Below are 15,957 nucleotides of genomic sequence, written 5' to 3' on the forward strand. Positions count from 1 at the left end.
CGGGCCGTCCGGGCGCCGTTCGGCAGCGTCCGTGGGCCGACATAGGGTGGGACCGTGGCGGATCCGACGACCTACCGACCCAAGCCGGGAGAGATCCCGACCGACCCGGGCGTCTACCGCTTCCGCGACGCGCACGGGCGCGTCATCTACGTCGGCAAGGCGAAGTCGCTGCGCCCGCGGCTCTCGTCCTACTTCCAGGACATCACCGCGCTGCACCCGCGCACCGCCACCATGGTGACCACCGCGGCCTCGGTCGAGTGGACGGTCGTGCGCACCGAGGTCGAGGCGCTCCAGCTCGAGTACTCCTGGATCAAGGAGTTCGACCCCCGCTTCAACGTCAAGTACCGCGACGACAAGTCCTACCCCTACCTCGCCGTCACCATGGCGGAGGAGTTCCCCCGGGCCCAGGTCATGCGCGGCGCCAAGCGCAAGGGCACCCGCTACTTCGGGCCCTACGGCCACGCGTGGGCGATCCGCGAGACCCTCGACCTGCTGCTGCGCGTCTTCCCGATGCGCACCTGCTCGTCCGGCGTCTTCAAGCGCGCCGCCGCGAGCGGCCGGCCGTGCCTGCTCGGCTACATCGACAAGTGCTCCGCCCCGTGCGTCGGCCGGGTGACCGCCGAGGAGCACCGCGCGATCGCCGAGGACTTCTGCGACTTCATGGCCGGCAACACCACCCGGTTCGCCAAGCGGCTCGAGATCCGGATGCGCGAGGCCGCCGCCGAGCTCGACTTCGAGCAGGCGGCACGGCTGCGTGACGACATCGGAGCCCTGACCAAGGCGCTCGAGAAGCAGGCCGTCGTCCTGGGCGATGCCACCGACGCCGACGTCTTCGCCCTCGCCGACGACGACCTCGAGGCGGCCGTGCAGGTCTTCCACGTGCGCGGCGGGCGCATCCGCGGCCAGCGCGGCTGGGTCGTCGAGAAGGAGAGCGAGGACATCCCCACGCTCGTGGAGCACCTCCTGCTGCAGGTCTACGGCGACGCCGACCGTGACGCGGTGCCGCGCGAGGTGCTCGTGCCCGAGCTGCCCGCCGACCCCGAGGCGGTGACCGAGTGGCTCTCGGCCGTCCGGGGCTCGGCAGTCAGCGTCCGGGTGCCGCAACGGGGCGACAAGCGCACGCTGATGGAGACGGTGCGGCGCAACGCGGAGCAGTCCCTGGCCCGGCACAAGGTCGCCCGCGCGGGCGACCTCACGCTGCGCAGCAAGGCGCTCCAGGAGCTGCAGGACTACCTCGGTCTCGACGACGCGCCGCTGCGCATCGAGTGCTACGACGTCAGCCACGTCCAGGGCACGAACGTCGTCGCGTCGATGGTGGTCTTCGAGGACGGCTTGGCCCGCAAGAGCGAGTACCGCCGCTTCATCGTCCGTGGCGCCACGAGCGGCGAGACGAGCGGCGAGGCGAGCGGCGAGGCGGGCGGTGAGCCCGTCACGGTCGACGACACCGCCGCCATGCGCGAGGTCCTCACCCGTCGCTTCCGTCGCTACCTCGAGGACGCAGAGGGCGCCGGCGACCTCGACCTGTCCACCGGGGTCGTGGGCGACGGCTCCGACCCGGCCGCTGTCACCCAGAACCCGCCGAACGATTCCTCCGTGGGCCCCGGCGCGGGCGGCCGAGACGACCTCGTGGACGACGAGGACAGCCCGTCGCCCTCCGGGCCGATCGACCCCGAGACCGGTCGACCCCGCCGCTTCGCCTACCCACCGAGCCTCGTGGTCGTCGACGGCGGCCTGCCCCAGGTCAACGCCGCTCAGGCGGTCCTCGACGAGCTCGGTATCGAGGAGGTCGCCCTGGTGGGCCTGGCCAAGCGGCTCGAGGAGGTGTGGCTCCCTGGCGAGGAGCACCCCGTCATCCTGCCGCGCACGAGCGAGGGCCTCTACCTGCTCCAGCGGCTGCGCGACGAGGCCCACCGCTTCGCGATCACCTTCCACCGGCAGCGCCGGTCGAAGGCCATGACGACGTCCCAGCTCGACGGCATACCCGGTCTCGGGGCCAGCCGGCAGAAGGCGCTGCTGCGCCACTTCGGTTCCGTCAAACGCCTTCGCGCGGCGGACGAAACGGACATCATGGCCTTACCCGGCTTCGGCCGTACCCTGGCCTCGGCCGTGGTCAGCCACCTGGCCGAGGGTGCGCCGCAGGAGCCGGCCGTGAACCTCACGACAGGAGAAGTCCTCGAATGACCGCCGACAGCAGGCCGCTGCCGCAGACGTCCCTTGCCGACGCCCCGATCGTCATCGTGACGGGGATGAGCGGAGCCGGCCGCAGCACGACTGCCAACGTCCTGGAGGACCTCGGCTGGCTGGTGGTCGACAACCTCCCGCCGCAGCTGCTGTCGCACCTGGCGGAGCTGCGTGACCAGGCCCGGGCAGAGCACCCGCAGGAGCACCTCCAGCAGGTCGCCGTGGTCGTGGACGTCCGCTCGCGCGGGTGGTTCGCGCAGCTCGACGGCGCCATCAGCGCCGCCCGAGCCCGCGGCGAGCGCCCGAGCCTCGTCTTCCTCGACGCGACCGACGAGGCCCTCGTCCGCCGGTTCGAGAGCGTGCGCCGCCCGCACCCGCTGCAGGGCGAGGGCCGGCTGCTCGACGGCATCCAGCGCGAGCGGCAGCTGCTCCTCGACCTGCGGTCGTCCGCCGACGTCGTCATCGACAGCTCCGGGCTCAACGTGCACCAGCTGAGCGCCAAGCTGTCCTCCCTCTTCGCCGGTGACCGGAAGGTCCAGCTGCGCATCGCCGTGATGTCCTTCGGCTTCAAGTACGGCCTGCCGCTGGACGCCGACGTCGTCTTCGACATGCGCTTCCTGCCCAACCCGTACTGGGTGCCCGAGCTGCGCCCGCTCACCGGCCGCGACACGCCGGTCAGCGAGTTCGTGATGAAGCAGGAGGGGGCCGAGGACTTCCTCGAGCGGGCCTGGAGCCTGCTCGACACGATGATCGACGGCTACGTCCGCGAGGGCCGTCGCTACGTCACGGTCGCCGTCGGCTGCACCGGCGGCAAGCACCGGTCGGTCGCCGTGGCCGAGGCGCTGAGCGTCAAGCTGGGCGGCCGCGACCGCGTCGACACGTTCGTCGTGCACCGCGACCTCGGTCGGGAGTGACCGGCTGCCCGTGACCACCTCTCGCCTACCCCTCGTCTCACCGCACCACCGGCGCGTCGTCGCGCTCGGCGGCGGGCACGGCCTCGCGGCCAGCCTCACCGCCCTGCGCCTGCTGACCGACGACCTCACGGCGGTCGTGACCGTAGCGGACGACGGCGGGTCGAGCGGGCGGCTGCGCGAGGAGTTCGACGTCCTGCCGCCGGGCGACCTCCGGATGGCGCTGTCCGCGCTGTGCGACGACAGCGACTGGGGCCACACCTGGCGCGACGTGCTCCAGCACCGGTTCGCCGGCGACGGCGAGCTGCAGGGCCATGCCCTGGGCAACCTCATGATCGTCTCGATCTGGGACCTGCTGGGCGACACCGTGGAGGGCCTCGACCTCGTCGGGCGCCTGCTGGGCGCCCGCGGCCGGGTCCTGCCGATGGCCGGTGAGCCGCTCGAGATCGTCGCCGAGATCCACGGCCACGACCCGGACCGCCCCGACGAGCTCGTCGAGGTCAGGGGCCAGCACCGCGTCGCCTCATCGGCGGGGGTGGTCTCGTCGATCGGCATCGTGCCGACCTGCCCCGAGCCGTGCCACGAGGCGCTCAGGGCCGTGCGCGACGCCGACTGGGTGATGCTCGGTCCCGGGTCGTGGTTCACCTCGGTCATGCCGCACCTGCTCGTCCCCGACCTCGCCGACGCGCTCGTTGCCACCCGGGCCAGGCGGCTGCTCAACCTCAACCTCGAGGTGCACAAGGGCGAGACCCGCGACTTCCGGGCCGAGGACCACCTCGCCTCGCTGGCTGCCAACGCACCGGACCTTCGGCTCGACGTCGTGCTGGCCGACCCGAGCGTGGTCCCCGACGGGGCCTCGCTCCGCGCCGCTGCCGCCGAACTCGGCGCCGAGCTGGTCGTCGCGCCGGTCGCGGCGCGGGGCGAGGCAGGCGTCCACGACCCCCTGCGGCTGGCGGCCGCCCTGCGCGACGTCATCGCCTGATCAGACCCGGCGCGTTCAGCTGCAACCGGTGCGACCGGCCGGAACCAACCGGCCGAACTGCCTCTGCGGGGCCCTGCGCGCACTCGTTCCGGTCGGTTGCACCACCCGCTGGCGCGGCGGCCCGACGACGTATGCCGTCCCGCCGGCTCGGCGACACGGCGCACGTCCGCACCAGTCGGGGAACAGGCGGGGAACAGGCGGGGACGGGCGGGTGGCCAGGATGCTGAAGACCCTCCGGGCCGAGGGTGCTTGATCAGGATGGCAGGATGTCGGCCATGGCCATGACAGCGAAGGTGAAGGACGAGCTCTCACGCCTGGACGTGACCAAACCCTGCTGTCGCAAGGCCGAGGTCTCGACCATGCTGCGCTTCGCCGGTGGCCTGCACATCATCGGCGGCCAGATCGTCGTCGAGGCCGAGCTCGACACCGCCAACGCCGCGCGGCGGCTGCGCCGCAACATCGCCGAGGTCTACGGACATCGGAGCGAGGTGCTGGTCCTGGCTGCGGGCGGCCTGCGCCGGGGCTCGCGCTACGTCGTACGCGTCGTCGAGGACGGGGCCACGCTGGCGCGCCAGACCGGCCTCATCGACACGCGGGGCCGTCCCGTGCGCGGCCTGCCGCCCAAGGTCGTCAGCGCCGCGACGTGCGACTCCGAGGCTGCGTGGCGCGGCGCCTTCCTCGCCCACGGTTCGCTCACCGAGCCGGGCCGCTCGTCGGCCCTCGAGGTGACGTGCCCGGGTCCCGAGGCGGCACTGGCCCTGGTCGGCGCCGCCCGCCGGCTCGGCATCCAGGCCAAGGCCCGCGAGGTCCGCGGCATCGACCGCGTGGTCATCCGCGACGGCGACGCGATCGGGGCCATGCTGACCCGGCTGGGCGCGCACGACGCGGTGCTGGCGTGGGAGGAGCGCCGGATGCGCCGGGAGGTGCGTGCGACGGCCAACCGCCTCGCCAACTTCGACGACGCCAACCTCCGTCGCTCCGCACGCGCCGCCGTGGCCGCGGGCGCGCGCGTCGAGCGCGCCATGGACCTGCTCGGTGAGGACATCCCCGAGCACCTGCGTGAGGCCGGTGTGCTGCGCGTCGAGCACAAGCAGGCGAGCCTCGAGGAGCTGGGGCAGCTGGCCAAGCCGCCCATGACCAAGGACGCCGTGGCCGGCCGCATCCGGCGCCTGCTCGCCATGGCCGACAAGCGCGCCGAGGAGCTCGGGGTGCCGGGCACCGACGCCAACCTCACCCCCGACATGCTCGAGGGCTGATCGACCCAGCAGGGTGGCGCGGGAAGGCCTCCCGTGGGTGAGCGCGCGCTCACCCACCGCTGAGACTCCCGCGTGGCGGCGAAGGGCGACGCACTAGGCTGGCGTGTGATCGAGGTCGCAACGGGGCGGCCGTTGGTCTGGCAGTCCGTCCGACACAGTCTCACCGAAGAGGTGCACAGCAGTGACCGTTCGCGTTGGTATCAACGGCTTTGGCCGCATCGGCCGCAACTTCTTCCGCGCCATCGTGGCGTCCGGAGCCGACATCGAGGTCGTGGCCACCAACGACCTCATGGACAACAAGACCCTCGCCCACCTGCTCAAGTACGACTCGATCCTCGGGCGCTTCCCCGGCGAGGTCACCTACGACGAGACCTCGATCATCGTCGACGGCAAGGCGATCCGCGTGTTCGAGGAGCGCGACCCGGCCGCCATCGACTGGGCCACCGTCGGCGCTGACGTCATCGTCGAGTCCACCGGCTTCTTCACCGACGCCACCAAGGCGAAGGCACACATCGACGGTGGTGCCAAGAAGGTCATCATCTCGGCCCCGGCCAAGAACGAGGACATCACCATCGTCATGGGCGTCAACGACGACCTGTACGACCCCGCCAAGCACACCGTCATCTCCAACGCGTCCTGCACGACGAACTGCCTGGCCCCGATGGCCAAGGCGCTGAACGACGAGTTCGGCATCGTCAAGGGCCTCATGACGACGATCCACGCCTACACGCAGGACCAGAACCTGCAGGACGCCCCGCACAAGGACCTGCGTCGCGCCCGCGCCGCCGCGCTCAACATCGTCCCCACCACGACCGGCGCCGCCAAGGCCGTCTCGCTCGTGCTCCCGGAGCTGAAGGGCAAGCTCGACGGCTACGCCCTCCGCGTCCCCGTGCCCACTGGCTCGGCCACCGACCTCACCTTCGAGGCCGGCCGTGAGACCACGGTCGAGGAGGTCAACGCCGCGGTCAAGGCCGCCGCGGAGGGCCCGCTCAAGGGCTACCTCGTCTACACCGAGGACGAGATCGTCTCCAAGGACATCGAGACCGACCCGGCCTCGTGCATCTTCGACGCCGGCCTGACCAAGGTCATCGGCAACCAGGTCAAGGTCGTCGGCTGGTACGACAACGAGTGGGGCTACTCCAACCGCCTCGTCGACCTCGTCGCGCTCGTCGGCCAGTCGCTCTGAGCCACCCGGCCACCGCGCCCGCCGCTCCCGCCGTCATGCGGGGGAGCGGCCGGGGCGGTGGCCCAGCCATGTCATCCGTGCCCTCGGTGCCACCGGCACCGCCAACTGATCAAGAGGCATCCCGCGTGAAGACCCTCAACGACCTCGGAGACCTGCGCGGCAAGCGCGTCCTCGTCCGGTCCGACCTCAACGTGCCGCTCGACGGCTCCACGATCACCGACGACGGGCGCATCCGTGCATCCGCCCCCACGATCAAGGCCCTCGCCGATGCCGGCGCCCGGGTCCTCGTCTGCGCCCACCTAGGCCGTCCGAAGGGCGCTCCCGAGGCCAGGTACTCCCTCGCCCCGGTCGCGAAGCGCCTCGGCGAGGTGCTCGGCACCGAGGTCCTCTTCGCCGAGGACACCGTGGGCGACGATGCGAAGGCCAAGGCCGCCGCCCTCGAGGACGGCCAGGTGCTGCTCCTCGAGAACCTCCGCTTCAACGCCGGCGAGACCGCCAAGACCGACGAGGAGCGAGCCGAGTTCGCTCGCGAGCTGGCCTCTCTCGCAGACGTCTTCGTGTCCGACGGCTTCGGTGTCGTGCACCGCAAGCAGGCGTCCGTCTACGACGTCGCCCGTCTGCTGCCGCACGCCACGGGCGACCTCGTCTCCACCGAGGTGGACGTGCTGCGCCGCCTGACGAAGGATCCCGAGCGGCCGTATGCCGTCGTCCTCGGGGGTGCGAAGGTGTCCGACAAGCTCGGCGTCATCGGCAACCTCCTCGGGACGGCCGACCGCCTCCTCATCGGCGGGGGCATGGTCTTCACCTTCCTGGCGGCCCAGGGCCACGAGGTGGGCAAGAGCCTGCTCGAGGCCGACCAGATCGACACCGTCAAGGGCTACCTCGAGCGTGCCGAGAAGGAAGGCGTCGAGATCGTGCTGCCCGTCGACGTCGTGGCCGCCGACGCGTTCAGCGCGGACGCCGATCACGAGGTCGTCGCCGTCGACGCCATCCCGGCCGACCGCATGGGCCTCGACATCGGACCCGAGTCGAGCCGGCTGTTCGCCGAGAAGCTCGCCGACTGCCGCACCGTCTTCTGGAACGGGCCGATGGGCGCGTTCGAGATGGCCCCCTACGCCGCCGGCACCAAGGCCCTCGCGGAGGCGCTCGTCGACATCACCAGGCGCGGCGCGCTCACGGTCGTCGGCGGCGGCGACTCCGCCGCGGCCGTGCGCCAGCTCGGCTTCGCCGACGACGACTTCGGCCACATCTCCACCGGTGGCGGTGCCAGCCTCGAGTACCTCGAGGGCAAGGAGCTGCCGGGCCTGACCGTGCTCGAGGAGGGCGACGCCTGATGGCGAAGAGCACCAAGCCGGTCGGGCGCGTGCCCCTGATGGCCGGCAACTGGAAGATGAACCTCGACCACCTCCAGGCCACCCACTTCGTGCAGAAGCTCGACTGGACCCTGCGCGACGCCAAGCACGACTACACCGCGGTCGAGGTGGCCGTGCTGCCGCCGTTCACCTCCCTGCGCTCGGTCCAGACCCTCGTCGAGGGCGACAAGCTGGACCTGCGCTACGGCGCGCAGGACCTCTCGCCCCACTCCTCTGGCCCCTACACGGGCGACATCTCCGGCGCGTTCCTGGCCAAGCTCGGCTGCACCTACGTCGTCGTGGGCCACAGCGAGCGGCGTGAGGGCCACGGGGAGACCGATGCCGTCGTCAACGCCAAGGTCAAGGCTGCCTACGCCCACGGCCTCACGCCGATCCTGTGCTGCGGCGAGGCGCTCGAGGTGCGCAAGGAGGGCCGACAGGTCGAGCACGTCCTCGACCAGCTGCGCGCCGACCTCGACGGGGTCACCAAGGAGCAGGCGGCCTCGGTCGTCATCGCCTACGAGCCCATCTGGGCCATCGGCACCGGCGAGGTCGCCACCCCCGACGACGCCCAGGAGGTGTGCGCCGCGATCCGCACCCTGCTCGCCGAGCTCTACAGCGGCGACGTCGCGGACGGCATACGCCTCCTCTACGGCGGCAGCGTCAAGGCGGGCAACGTGGCCGCGATCATGGCGCAGGAGGACGTGGACGGCGCGCTCGTGGGCGGTGCCTCGATCGACCCGACGGAGTTCGCGTCGATCTGCCGCTACCGCGACCACCTCGCGACGTCCTGAGCCGACGCCGTCGGCCGAACGCCGCTGCTCCACGCAGACCCGGGGCGTTCGGCCGATCGGCACTCGGGCAGGTATCCTTGCCCGAGCCCCGGATCACGAGGGGGAGTGGCCGACCGGCCCGACACCCCCGAGATCCCGACGATTTGGAGTGACCACGTGGATGCGGTTCGCATCGTGCTGCAGGTCCTGCTGGTGCTGTCCAGCCTGGTCCTGACGCTGTTCATCCTGCTGCACAAGGGCAAGGGCGGCGGCCTGTCCGACATGTTCGGTGGTGGCATGTCGACCTCCCTCGGTGGCTCGTCTGTCGCCGAGCGCAACCTCGACCGCTTCACGGTGGCCGTGGCGCTGGTCTGGGCGGCATCCATCATCGGTCTGGGCCTGCTGGCCCGCTTCGCGAGCTGAGAGGACGAGTAGATGGCCGGCGGTAACGCCATTCGTGGAAGTCGGGTCGGCGCAGGCCCGATGGGAGAGGCCGAGCGCGGCGACACCGCCCCGCGCGTCCTGATCTCCTACTGGTGCTCCAACGGGCACGAGACGCGCCCGAGCTTCGCCGAGGAGCCCGGCATGGTGCTGCCCGAGACGTGGGACTGCCCGCGCTGCGGCTTCCCCGCAGGCCAGGACAAGGCCAACCCCCCGGCCCCGCCGAAGGTGGAGCCCTACAAGACGCACCTGGCCTACGTGAAGGAGCGTCGCAGCGACGCCGACGGCGAGGCGATCCTTGACGAGGCGCTGAGCACCCTGCGCCAGCGCGGGCTCATCCAGTGAGCTGAGGGTCCCCATCGAGGGACCGCATGACGAAGGGCCCGGGACGTCCACCCGGGCCCTTCGTCATGCCGATTACCGTTGTGTCGTATGCCGGTTCCGTGCCGTTCAGCCCAGCGCTGAGGCCGCGTCGACATCGACCAGCCACAGCGTCGCGTCCGTGCCGTGGGGGCCCGCCGCAGGCACGTCCCAGGGGTCGGCACCCGGCTTGAGGGCCGCCGAGACGGCCTCCGCCTTGTCCGCTCCTGCTACCAGGAACCACACCTCGCGGCTGCGCTCGAAGCACTCGAACGTGAGGCTCACCCGGTCCGGCGGCGGCTTGGGGGAGTCGTGCACTGCGACCGCGATCGCGTCGGTCTGGCGCTGCGCCGGATGGTGCGGGAACAGTGAGGCGACGTGGCCGTCGGGCCCCACGCCGAGGAGCACGACGTCCCAAGCCTTCTGGCCGTGCTGACGGATCGTCTGGGCATAGGCGTCGGCACTCGCCTCGGCGCTGGCTGAGGCCTCGGGCCCGGCCACCCGGTGCACCTTCGACGGGTCGAGACCGAGTGCGCTGAGGCCCGCCTTGTCGTTCTGGGTGTCGTTGCGGTCCGGGTGGCCAGCAGGGAGATAGCGCTCGTCAGCCCACCAGACCCGCACCCGCGACCAGTCGACGGCCGAACGACCCGGCGTGCGCGTCACCGAGGCGATGATCGCCGACCCCATGGATCCGCCGGTGAGGGCCACCTGCGCCTCGGGGTTGCGCGTCTGCGCGTCGAGGACTGCCGTGACGAACCGTGCCGCGGCGGCGTCGGCAAGCGCCTGCTTGTCGGGGTGGACGACGACCCGGGGTGCGGCCGTCACGAGGGCGCCGTCCCGTCCGACGTGCCTGATCCACCGGACGCTCCGGAGGACGCGGCGCGCGAGGCAGAGGACGTCCTGGAGGCGGTCTTCTTCGCGGTGGCCTTGCGCGTGCCCGCGGTGCTGCGGGTCGCAGTCTTCTTGGCGGTCGAGGCCGCTGCCGCCGACCGCTTGGCGGTCTTCCGTGCTGCAGGGCGTCCCGTCTGCGTGCCGGACGTGCGGGACGCGCCCGACGTGGCGTCACCGGCGGCAGCAGCCGTCTTCTTGCGGTCCTTGTCGGCCTGCTTCTCGCGGGTGGTGCGCTTGCCGGCCAGCTTGCGGGCCGTCGCCTCCCTGACCTCTGAGGTCTCCGCAGCCTCGGGCGCCGGAGGAGCAGACATCATCGCACTCGCGTCCTGCGCCGACTCGTCCCGGCCGAGACGGCCGGCGAGCCTTCGGGCTGCTGCGATGTCGGGCGCCTTGCCTGCCTTCGCGGCGTCGGCAGCGGACAGGCGAATCGGTGGCAGCTCGGCCACGCCCTTGCAGAGCGCCTCGGCGTAGGCCTCGTCAGCGTCGAGCCACCGCAGCTCGTCGGCGAGGCACTCGGGAAGCTCGCGCCGCGGCAGGTTGATCCGACGGTCCGGCTGTCCTGCCTGCGACAGGGTCGCGAGGACGTCTCCGGGGCGCACGAGGTCGATCGGTCCGCTCTCGCGTTCGAGGCGGACCGACGCGATTCCCGAGCCCCTGGGCGTCGACACCCGGCGGGCCGGCACCCTGAGGCGCCGGCTCAGCCAGCCGGCGAGCAGGTCGGAGGACGGCGAGTCGGGTGCACCGCTGACCACGGCGCCGGTGATCGGTTCGTAGGGCGGCTGGTCGAGCGCCGCCGCGAGCAGTCCGCGCCAGTGGGTCACGCGGGTCCATGACAGGTCGGTGTCGCCGGGGCTGTAGCTCGCCGCACGCTTCCTCAGCATGAGCCGCGGGTTGTGGGCCTCGGCGGCGTCGGTGATCCGGCGTTGGGCCATGGCCCCGATGGGATCGTTCGCGACGTCGTCGGGTGCCTTGCCCGGCCACCAGGCGACGATCGGTGAGTCGGCCAGCAGCAATGGGATCACGACGCTCTGGCCGTGGTTGGCCAGCTCGCCGTAGAGCCGCAGGACGACGATCTCGGACGCGCCCGCGTCGCCACCGAGCCGGATCTGGGCATCGAGGCGCTTCCTGCCGCGTCGCTCGCCCGGAATGACCACGATGATGCGGCACGGGTGCTGGCGACTGGCGTGGTTGGCCGCGTCGATCGCCTGCTGCGCGTCGGTGTCCTCGACGACGACGATGAGGGTCAGCACCCTGCCCAGTGCGATCGCGCCGACCTCGTTGCGCAGTCGCACGAGCGTCTTGCTGATGTCCTTGGTCGTGGTGTCGGTCAGGTCCCTGATCACGGCATCCTCCAGACGCGTCCGTCCCGCGCGAGCATCTCGTGGGCCGACGGCGGCCCCCAGGTGCCGGCGGGGTACTGCTCGGGTCTGCCCTTCTTGGCCCAGAGCTCCAGGAGCGGGTCGAGGATTCGCCAGGACAGCTCGACCTCCTCGTGCCGCGGGAAGAGCGGCGGCTCACCGAGGAGCACGTCCAGGATGAGGCGTTCGTATGCCTCGGGCGAGGCCTCGGTGAACGACGAGCCGTAGCCGAAGTCCATCGTCACGTCACGGACCTCCATCTGCGCGCCGGGCACCTTGGAGCCGAAGCGGAGGGTGACGCCCTCGTCGGGCTGGACCCGGATCACGATGGCGTTCTGGCCCAGCTCCTCGGTCGCCGTGTGCTCGAAGGGCAGGTGCGGGGCCTTCTTGAAGACGACGGCGATCTCCGTCACGCGCTTGCCCAGCCGCTTCCCGGTGCGCAGGTAGAAGGGGACACCAGCCCAGCGGCGCGTGTCCACCTCGAGGGTCACCGCGGCGAAGGTCTCCGTGCGCGAGAGGGGGTCGACGCCCTCCTCCTCGAGGTAGCCGACGACCTTCTCGGCGCCCTGCCAGCCGGCGGCGTACTGTCCGCGTGCGGCGCCCTTGTCGAGGTCCGCCGGGAGGCGGACGGCGGAGAGGACCTTCTCCTTCTCGGCGCGGAGGTCCTTGGCGTCGAAGGAGACGGGTTCCTCCATCGCCGTCAGGGCGAGCAGCTGCAGCAGGTGGTTCTGGATGACGTCGCGAGCCGCGCCGATGCCGTCGTAGTAGCCCGCACGGCCGCCGATGCCGATGTCCTCGGCCATGGTGATCTGCACGTGGTCGACGTAGTTGGCGTTCCACACCGGCTCGTAGAGCTGGTTGGCGAAGCGCAGGGCCAGGAGGTTCTGGACCGTCTCCTTGCCGAGGTAGTGGTCGATCCGGAAGACGCTGTCGGGCGAGAAGACGCCCTCCACGATCGCGTTGAGCTCCTGGGCGCTCTTGAGGTCGTGGCCGAAGGGCTTCTCGATGATGACCCGGCGCCAGCTGTCGCCTTCTGCCTTGGTGAGGCCACACCGCTCGAGCTGCTCGCACACCGTCGCGAAGAAGCTCGGGGGCACCGAGAGGTAGAACGCGTAGTTGCCTCCGGTGCCGCGGTCACGGTCGAGCTCGGCGACCGTCTTGGCGAGCAGGTCGAATGCCGCCGGGTCGTCGAAGGTGCCCGGTACGAAGCGGAATCCCTCGGAGAGGTTGCGCCAGACGTCCTCGCTGAAGGGAGTGCGGGCGTGCTGCTTGACGGCGTCGTGGACCACCTGACCGAAGTCCTGCGTGGCCCAGTCGCGCCGCGCAAAGCCGACGAGCGAGAAGCCCGGCGGCAGGAGCCCGCGGTTGGCGAGGTCGTAGATCGCAGGCATGAGCTTCTTGCGGGCGAGGTCGCCGGTCACGCCGAACAGCACGAGGCCGCACGGTCCCGCGATACGTGGCAAGCGCCTGTCCTGGGCGGTGCGCAGCGGGTTGTGCCCGCGCGCCACGCGGACCGGACTCATGCGCGTCCTCCTGCCAGCAGGACCTCGCGCAGCTGCGCGAGGCCTGCGTCGTGGTCGGTGAGGTGCAGCTGCAGGACGGGACGACCGTGGTCTGCGAGCACCGCCGCGTCGCCTCCGGCCTGCGCAGCGATGAAGTCACCGAACGTGAAGTCGCGGCCCGGGATCGCCAGGTCCTGCTTCGGCGCCGTCGTGATCTGCAGGTAGACGCCGACGGGCGGCCCACCCTTGTGGAACTGTCCGGTGGAGTGCAGGAACCGTGGGCCCCACCCGAAGGTGGTCGGGCGCCCGGTGCGCCGGGCCAGGGGCGCACGGCACTGTGCGAGGTCGGCGTCAGCGAGCCGGTCGAGGTAGGCCATGACCGCGAGATAGCCGCGCTCGGGGTCGAGCTGCGCGAACAGCGCGTCGAGGGCGGCGGGCACGGTCTGGGCGTCGCCCAACCAGTCGCCCGAGCCGCCGAGGGCCCGGATCTCCACGGCACCGTCGGTGGCGGCAGCCTCGGGGGCGGCCGCGGTGCCCCGGTCCAGGAGCTCACGGGCGGCCTTCTTGGCGCTCTCGACGTCGGGCTGGTCGAACGGGTTGATGCCGAGCAGGCGGCCGGCAACCGCCGTCGCGACCTCCCACAGGAGCAGCTGGGCGCCCAGCGCGCCGCCGACGCGTACCTCCGAGGCTGCTCCGGAGGAGGGGGACTCGGCGTCGACGCCGACGAGTCGGCTGACGGTCACGTCGGACGGGGGGCGGCTGACCTCGGGGTCGTCGGGGCCGCCGACGACGACGGGGAGCACTCCGGTGCCCTTCTTGCCGGTGGACTCGGCGATGAGCTGCTCGGCCCAGTCGGCGAACCCGGTGATGCCGGATCCCTCGTCGACGAGGACCAGCTTGTCGCGCAGCGGGTCGGTGCCACCGATGGCGGCGCCGAGACGCAGCCCCGGGTTGGCGTCGTCATCGGCGGCGAGGAGGTCGGCCACGGCCTCCGCGTCGTCGAGGAGAGCCTCGATGTCGACGCCCGCCAGACCGCTCGGCACGAGGCCGAAGGCGGTCAGGGCCGAGTAGCGCCCGCCCACGTTGGGGTCGGCGTTGACGACGCGGTAGCCCTTGTCGCGCGACTCCTTGTCGAGCGGGCTGCCCGGGTCGGTGACGACCACGATGCGCGAGGCGGGGTCGATGCCGGCGTCGGTGAAGGCCTGCTCGTAGGCGCGCCGCTGCGAGTCGGTCTCGACCGTTGAGCCGGATTTGCTGGAGACGACGACGACGGTGTGGGCCAGGTCGTCCTCGAGGGCACGGCGCACGTAGTCGGGATCGGACGAGTCGAGCACCACCAGCGGCTTGCCGGCGGTGGCGCAGATGACCTCCGGCGCGAGGGAGGAGCCGCCCATGCCGCAGAGCACGACGTGGGTCAGGCCCTGCTCGGCGAAGGAGTCGCGGAGAGCGGCGATCTCGCCGACCAGCGGCCGGGACGAGCGCGGGAGGCGCACCCAGGACAGGCGGATGCGCGCCTCTGACTCGGCCTCGGGACCCCAGAGGGTGGGGTCCTGCTCGAAGAGCCGGCTGGCCACGGAGTCGCCGACCAGAGCCGGCACGTGCCGCGCGATCGCGTCCGCCGCGGCCCCTGATGCGCTGACGGACAGCGAGCTCATGCGGTCACCTTCTCCATTTCCGCGGCGACACCGTCGAGCAGCTCGGCCCAGGCCTTCTCGAACTTGTCGACGCCCTCGGTCTCGAGGAGCTCGACGACCTCGGTGTAGGAGACCCCGAGGCGCTCGAGGTGGTCGAGCACGTTGCTCGACTGCTCGTAGGTGCCGGTGATCGTGTCGCCGTGGATGACGCCGTGGTCGGCGACGGCCTCGAGCGTCTTGCCGGGCATCGTGTTGACGACGTCGGCGGCCACGAGCTCCGTCACGTACATCGTGTCGGGGTAGGACGGGTCCTTGACGCCGGTCGAGGCCCACAGCGGGCGCTGGACGTTGGCGCCGGCCTCGGCGAGGGAACCCCAGCGCGAGGTCGTGAAGACCTCCTCGAAGGCCTGGTACGCGAGGCGCGCGTTGGCCAGGCCCGCCTTGCCCTTGAGCCCACGAGCCTCGTCGGTGCCGATGGCGTCGAGGCGCTTGTCCACCTCGGTGTCGACGCGGGAGACGAAGAACGAGGCGACGGAGTGGATCTGCGAGAGGTCCTTGCCGTTGGCCCGTGCCTTCTCGAGCCCCTCGAGATAGGCGTTCATCACGGCGCGGTAGCGCTCGAGGGAGAAGATCAGGGTCACGTTGACGCTGATGCCCTCGGCGATCGTCGCCGTGATGGCGGGCAGGCCCGCCTGCGTGCCCGGGATCTTGATGAGGACGTTCGGCCGGTCGATGTCGGCATACAGCTGCTTGGCCTGCTCGACGGTCTTGTCGGTGTCGTGCGCGAGACGCGGGTCCACCTCGATGGACACACGACCGTCGACTCCCTTGGTCGACTCGTAGATCAGGAGGAACAGGTCGCCGGCGCGTCGCACGTCGGAGGTCGTCAGCTCGTGCACCACCTCCTCGACGCTCTTGCCGGCCTTGGTCAGCGCCGCGAGGTCGTCGTTGTAGCGCTCGCCCTTGGACAGGGCGGCTTGGAAGATCGAAGGGTTCGAGGTGAGCCCGACGACGTTGAGCTCGTTGATCAGCTCGGAGATCTTGCCGGTCTCGATCAGCTCGCGGGACAGGTCGTCGAGCCAGATGGAGACGCCGGCCTCGCTGAGGGCCTGGGTGTTCGGGTTGGTCAT

The 15,957-nt window shown here is 71.4% G+C and carries 14 protein-coding genes; 9 read left to right on the forward strand and 5 right to left on the reverse strand.

The features are described 5' to 3' along the window. The first annotated feature begins 54 nt into the window (after positions 1 to 54). The 9 genes from uvrC (at position 55) to LQK93_RS17150 (ending at position 9,427) form a co-directional block, all read left to right on the forward strand. Complete coding sequence (gene uvrC / locus LQK93_RS17110; protein ID WP_374968964.1) at positions 55 to 2,181, forward strand: excinuclease ABC subunit UvrC; 2,127 nt, start codon at positions 55 to 57, stop codon at positions 2,179 to 2,181. Further along, positions 2,178 to 3,095, forward strand: coding sequence for an RNase adapter RapZ (rapZ, locus tag LQK93_RS17115; RefSeq protein ID WP_374968965.1), 918 nt, complete (start codon positions 2,178 to 2,180; stop codon positions 3,093 to 3,095). The genes uvrC and rapZ overlap by 4 nt, the downstream gene beginning before the upstream one ends. Positions 3,096 to 3,105: 10 nt before the next feature. Continuing rightward, positions 3,106 to 4,074 carry a uridine diphosphate-N-acetylglucosamine-binding protein YvcK gene (gene yvcK / locus LQK93_RS17120; protein ID WP_374968966.1) on the forward strand — a complete coding sequence of 323 codons (969 nt, stop codon included), beginning with the start codon at positions 3,106 to 3,108 and terminating at the stop codon, positions 4,072 to 4,074. 275 nt (positions 4,075 to 4,349) lie between these two features. Continuing rightward, positions 4,350 to 5,330 carry a DNA-binding protein WhiA gene (gene whiA, locus LQK93_RS17125; RefSeq protein ID WP_374968967.1) on the forward strand — a complete coding sequence of 327 codons (981 nt, stop codon included), beginning with the start codon at positions 4,350 to 4,352 and terminating at the stop codon, positions 5,328 to 5,330. 181 nt (positions 5,331 to 5,511) lie between these two features. Beyond that, positions 5,512 to 6,516 carry a type I glyceraldehyde-3-phosphate dehydrogenase gene (gene gap / locus LQK93_RS17130; protein ID WP_374968968.1) on the forward strand — a complete coding sequence of 335 codons (1,005 nt, stop codon included), beginning with the start codon at positions 5,512 to 5,514 and terminating at the stop codon, positions 6,514 to 6,516. Positions 6,517 to 6,641: 125 nt separating this feature from the next. Next, positions 6,642 to 7,850 carry a phosphoglycerate kinase gene (locus tag LQK93_RS17135; RefSeq protein WP_374968969.1) on the forward strand — a complete coding sequence of 403 codons (1,209 nt, stop codon included), beginning with the start codon at positions 6,642 to 6,644 and terminating at the stop codon, positions 7,848 to 7,850. Further along, entirely contained in the window at positions 7,850 to 8,662 is an 813-nt protein-coding gene (gene tpiA, locus LQK93_RS17140) for a triose-phosphate isomerase (protein WP_374968970.1), read from the forward strand. The genes LQK93_RS17135 and tpiA overlap by 1 nt, the downstream gene beginning before the upstream one ends. A 156-nt stretch (positions 8,663 to 8,818) precedes the next feature. After that, positions 8,819 to 9,064, forward strand: a complete 246-nt coding sequence (gene secG, locus LQK93_RS17145) for a preprotein translocase subunit SecG (RefSeq protein ID WP_374971536.1) — start codon at positions 8,819 to 8,821, stop codon at positions 9,062 to 9,064. 12 nt (positions 9,065 to 9,076) lie between these two features. Continuing rightward, entirely contained in the window at positions 9,077 to 9,427 is a 351-nt protein-coding gene (locus LQK93_RS17150; protein WP_374968971.1) for an RNA polymerase-binding protein RbpA, read from the forward strand. Positions 9,428 to 9,532: 105 nt separating this feature from the next. On the opposite strand, the gene pgl is transcribed toward LQK93_RS17150, so the two are convergent. From pgl to tal, 5 genes are read right to left on the reverse strand one after another with little or no spacing between them, the layout of a single operon-like run. After that, positions 9,533 to 10,267, reverse strand: coding sequence for a 6-phosphogluconolactonase (pgl, locus tag LQK93_RS17155; RefSeq protein ID WP_374968972.1), 735 nt, complete (start codon positions 10,265 to 10,267; stop codon positions 9,533 to 9,535). Further along, positions 10,264 to 11,676 (reverse strand): glucose-6-phosphate dehydrogenase assembly protein OpcA, encoded by a 1,413-nt coding sequence (gene opcA / locus LQK93_RS17160; RefSeq protein ID WP_374968973.1) that lies wholly within the window; start codon positions 11,674 to 11,676, stop codon positions 10,264 to 10,266. The genes pgl and opcA overlap by 4 nt, the downstream gene beginning before the upstream one ends. Continuing rightward, on the reverse strand, positions 11,673 to 13,214 hold the full coding sequence (gene zwf, locus LQK93_RS17165; protein WP_374968974.1) for a glucose-6-phosphate dehydrogenase: 1,542 nt from the start codon (positions 13,212 to 13,214) through the stop codon (positions 11,673 to 11,675). Before zwf ends, opcA begins: the two co-directional genes overlap by 4 nt. After that, positions 13,211 to 14,848 carry a glucose-6-phosphate isomerase gene (locus tag LQK93_RS17170; RefSeq protein ID WP_374968975.1) on the reverse strand — a complete coding sequence of 546 codons (1,638 nt, stop codon included), beginning with the start codon at positions 14,846 to 14,848 and terminating at the stop codon, positions 13,211 to 13,213. Before LQK93_RS17170 ends, zwf begins: the two co-directional genes overlap by 4 nt. Next, the gene (gene tal, locus LQK93_RS17175) at positions 14,845 to 15,957 is read right to left on the reverse strand and encodes a transaldolase (RefSeq protein WP_374968976.1); all 1,113 of its coding nucleotides are present in this window, start codon (positions 15,955 to 15,957) and stop codon (positions 14,845 to 14,847) included. The genes LQK93_RS17170 and tal overlap by 4 nt, the downstream gene beginning before the upstream one ends.

Origin of the sequence: Terrabacter sp. BE26, from assembly GCF_041941675.1 — a bacterium.
Classification (GTDB): Bacteria; Actinomycetota; Actinomycetes; order Actinomycetales; family Dermatophilaceae; genus Terrabacter.

Excerpts from the sequence above, each read along its gene's own strand:
- tpiA (WP_374968970.1), top strand. The coding sequence starts at position 7,850 with ATGGCGAAGAGCACCAAGCCGGTCGGGCGCGTGCCCCTGATGGCCGGC.
- rapZ (WP_374968965.1), top strand. The coding sequence starts at position 2,178 with ATGACCGCCGACAGCAGGCCGCTGCCGCAGACGTCCCTTGCCGACGCC.
- LQK93_RS17150 (WP_374968971.1), top strand. The coding sequence starts at position 9,077 with ATGGCCGGCGGTAACGCCATTCGTGGAAGTCGGGTCGGCGCAGGCCCG.
- whiA (WP_374968967.1), top strand. The coding sequence starts at position 4,350 with ATGGCCATGACAGCGAAGGTGAAGGACGAGCTCTCACGCCTGGACGTG.
- LQK93_RS17170 (WP_374968975.1), bottom strand. The coding sequence starts at position 14,848 with ATGAGCTCGCTGTCCGTCAGCGCATCAGGGGCCGCGGCGGACGCGATC.
- tal (WP_374968976.1), bottom strand. The coding sequence starts at position 15,957 with ATGACCAACCCGAACACCCAGGCCCTCAGCGAGGCCGGCGTCTCCATC.
- zwf (WP_374968974.1), bottom strand. The coding sequence starts at position 13,214 with ATGAGTCCGGTCCGCGTGGCGCGCGGGCACAACCCGCTGCGCACCGCC.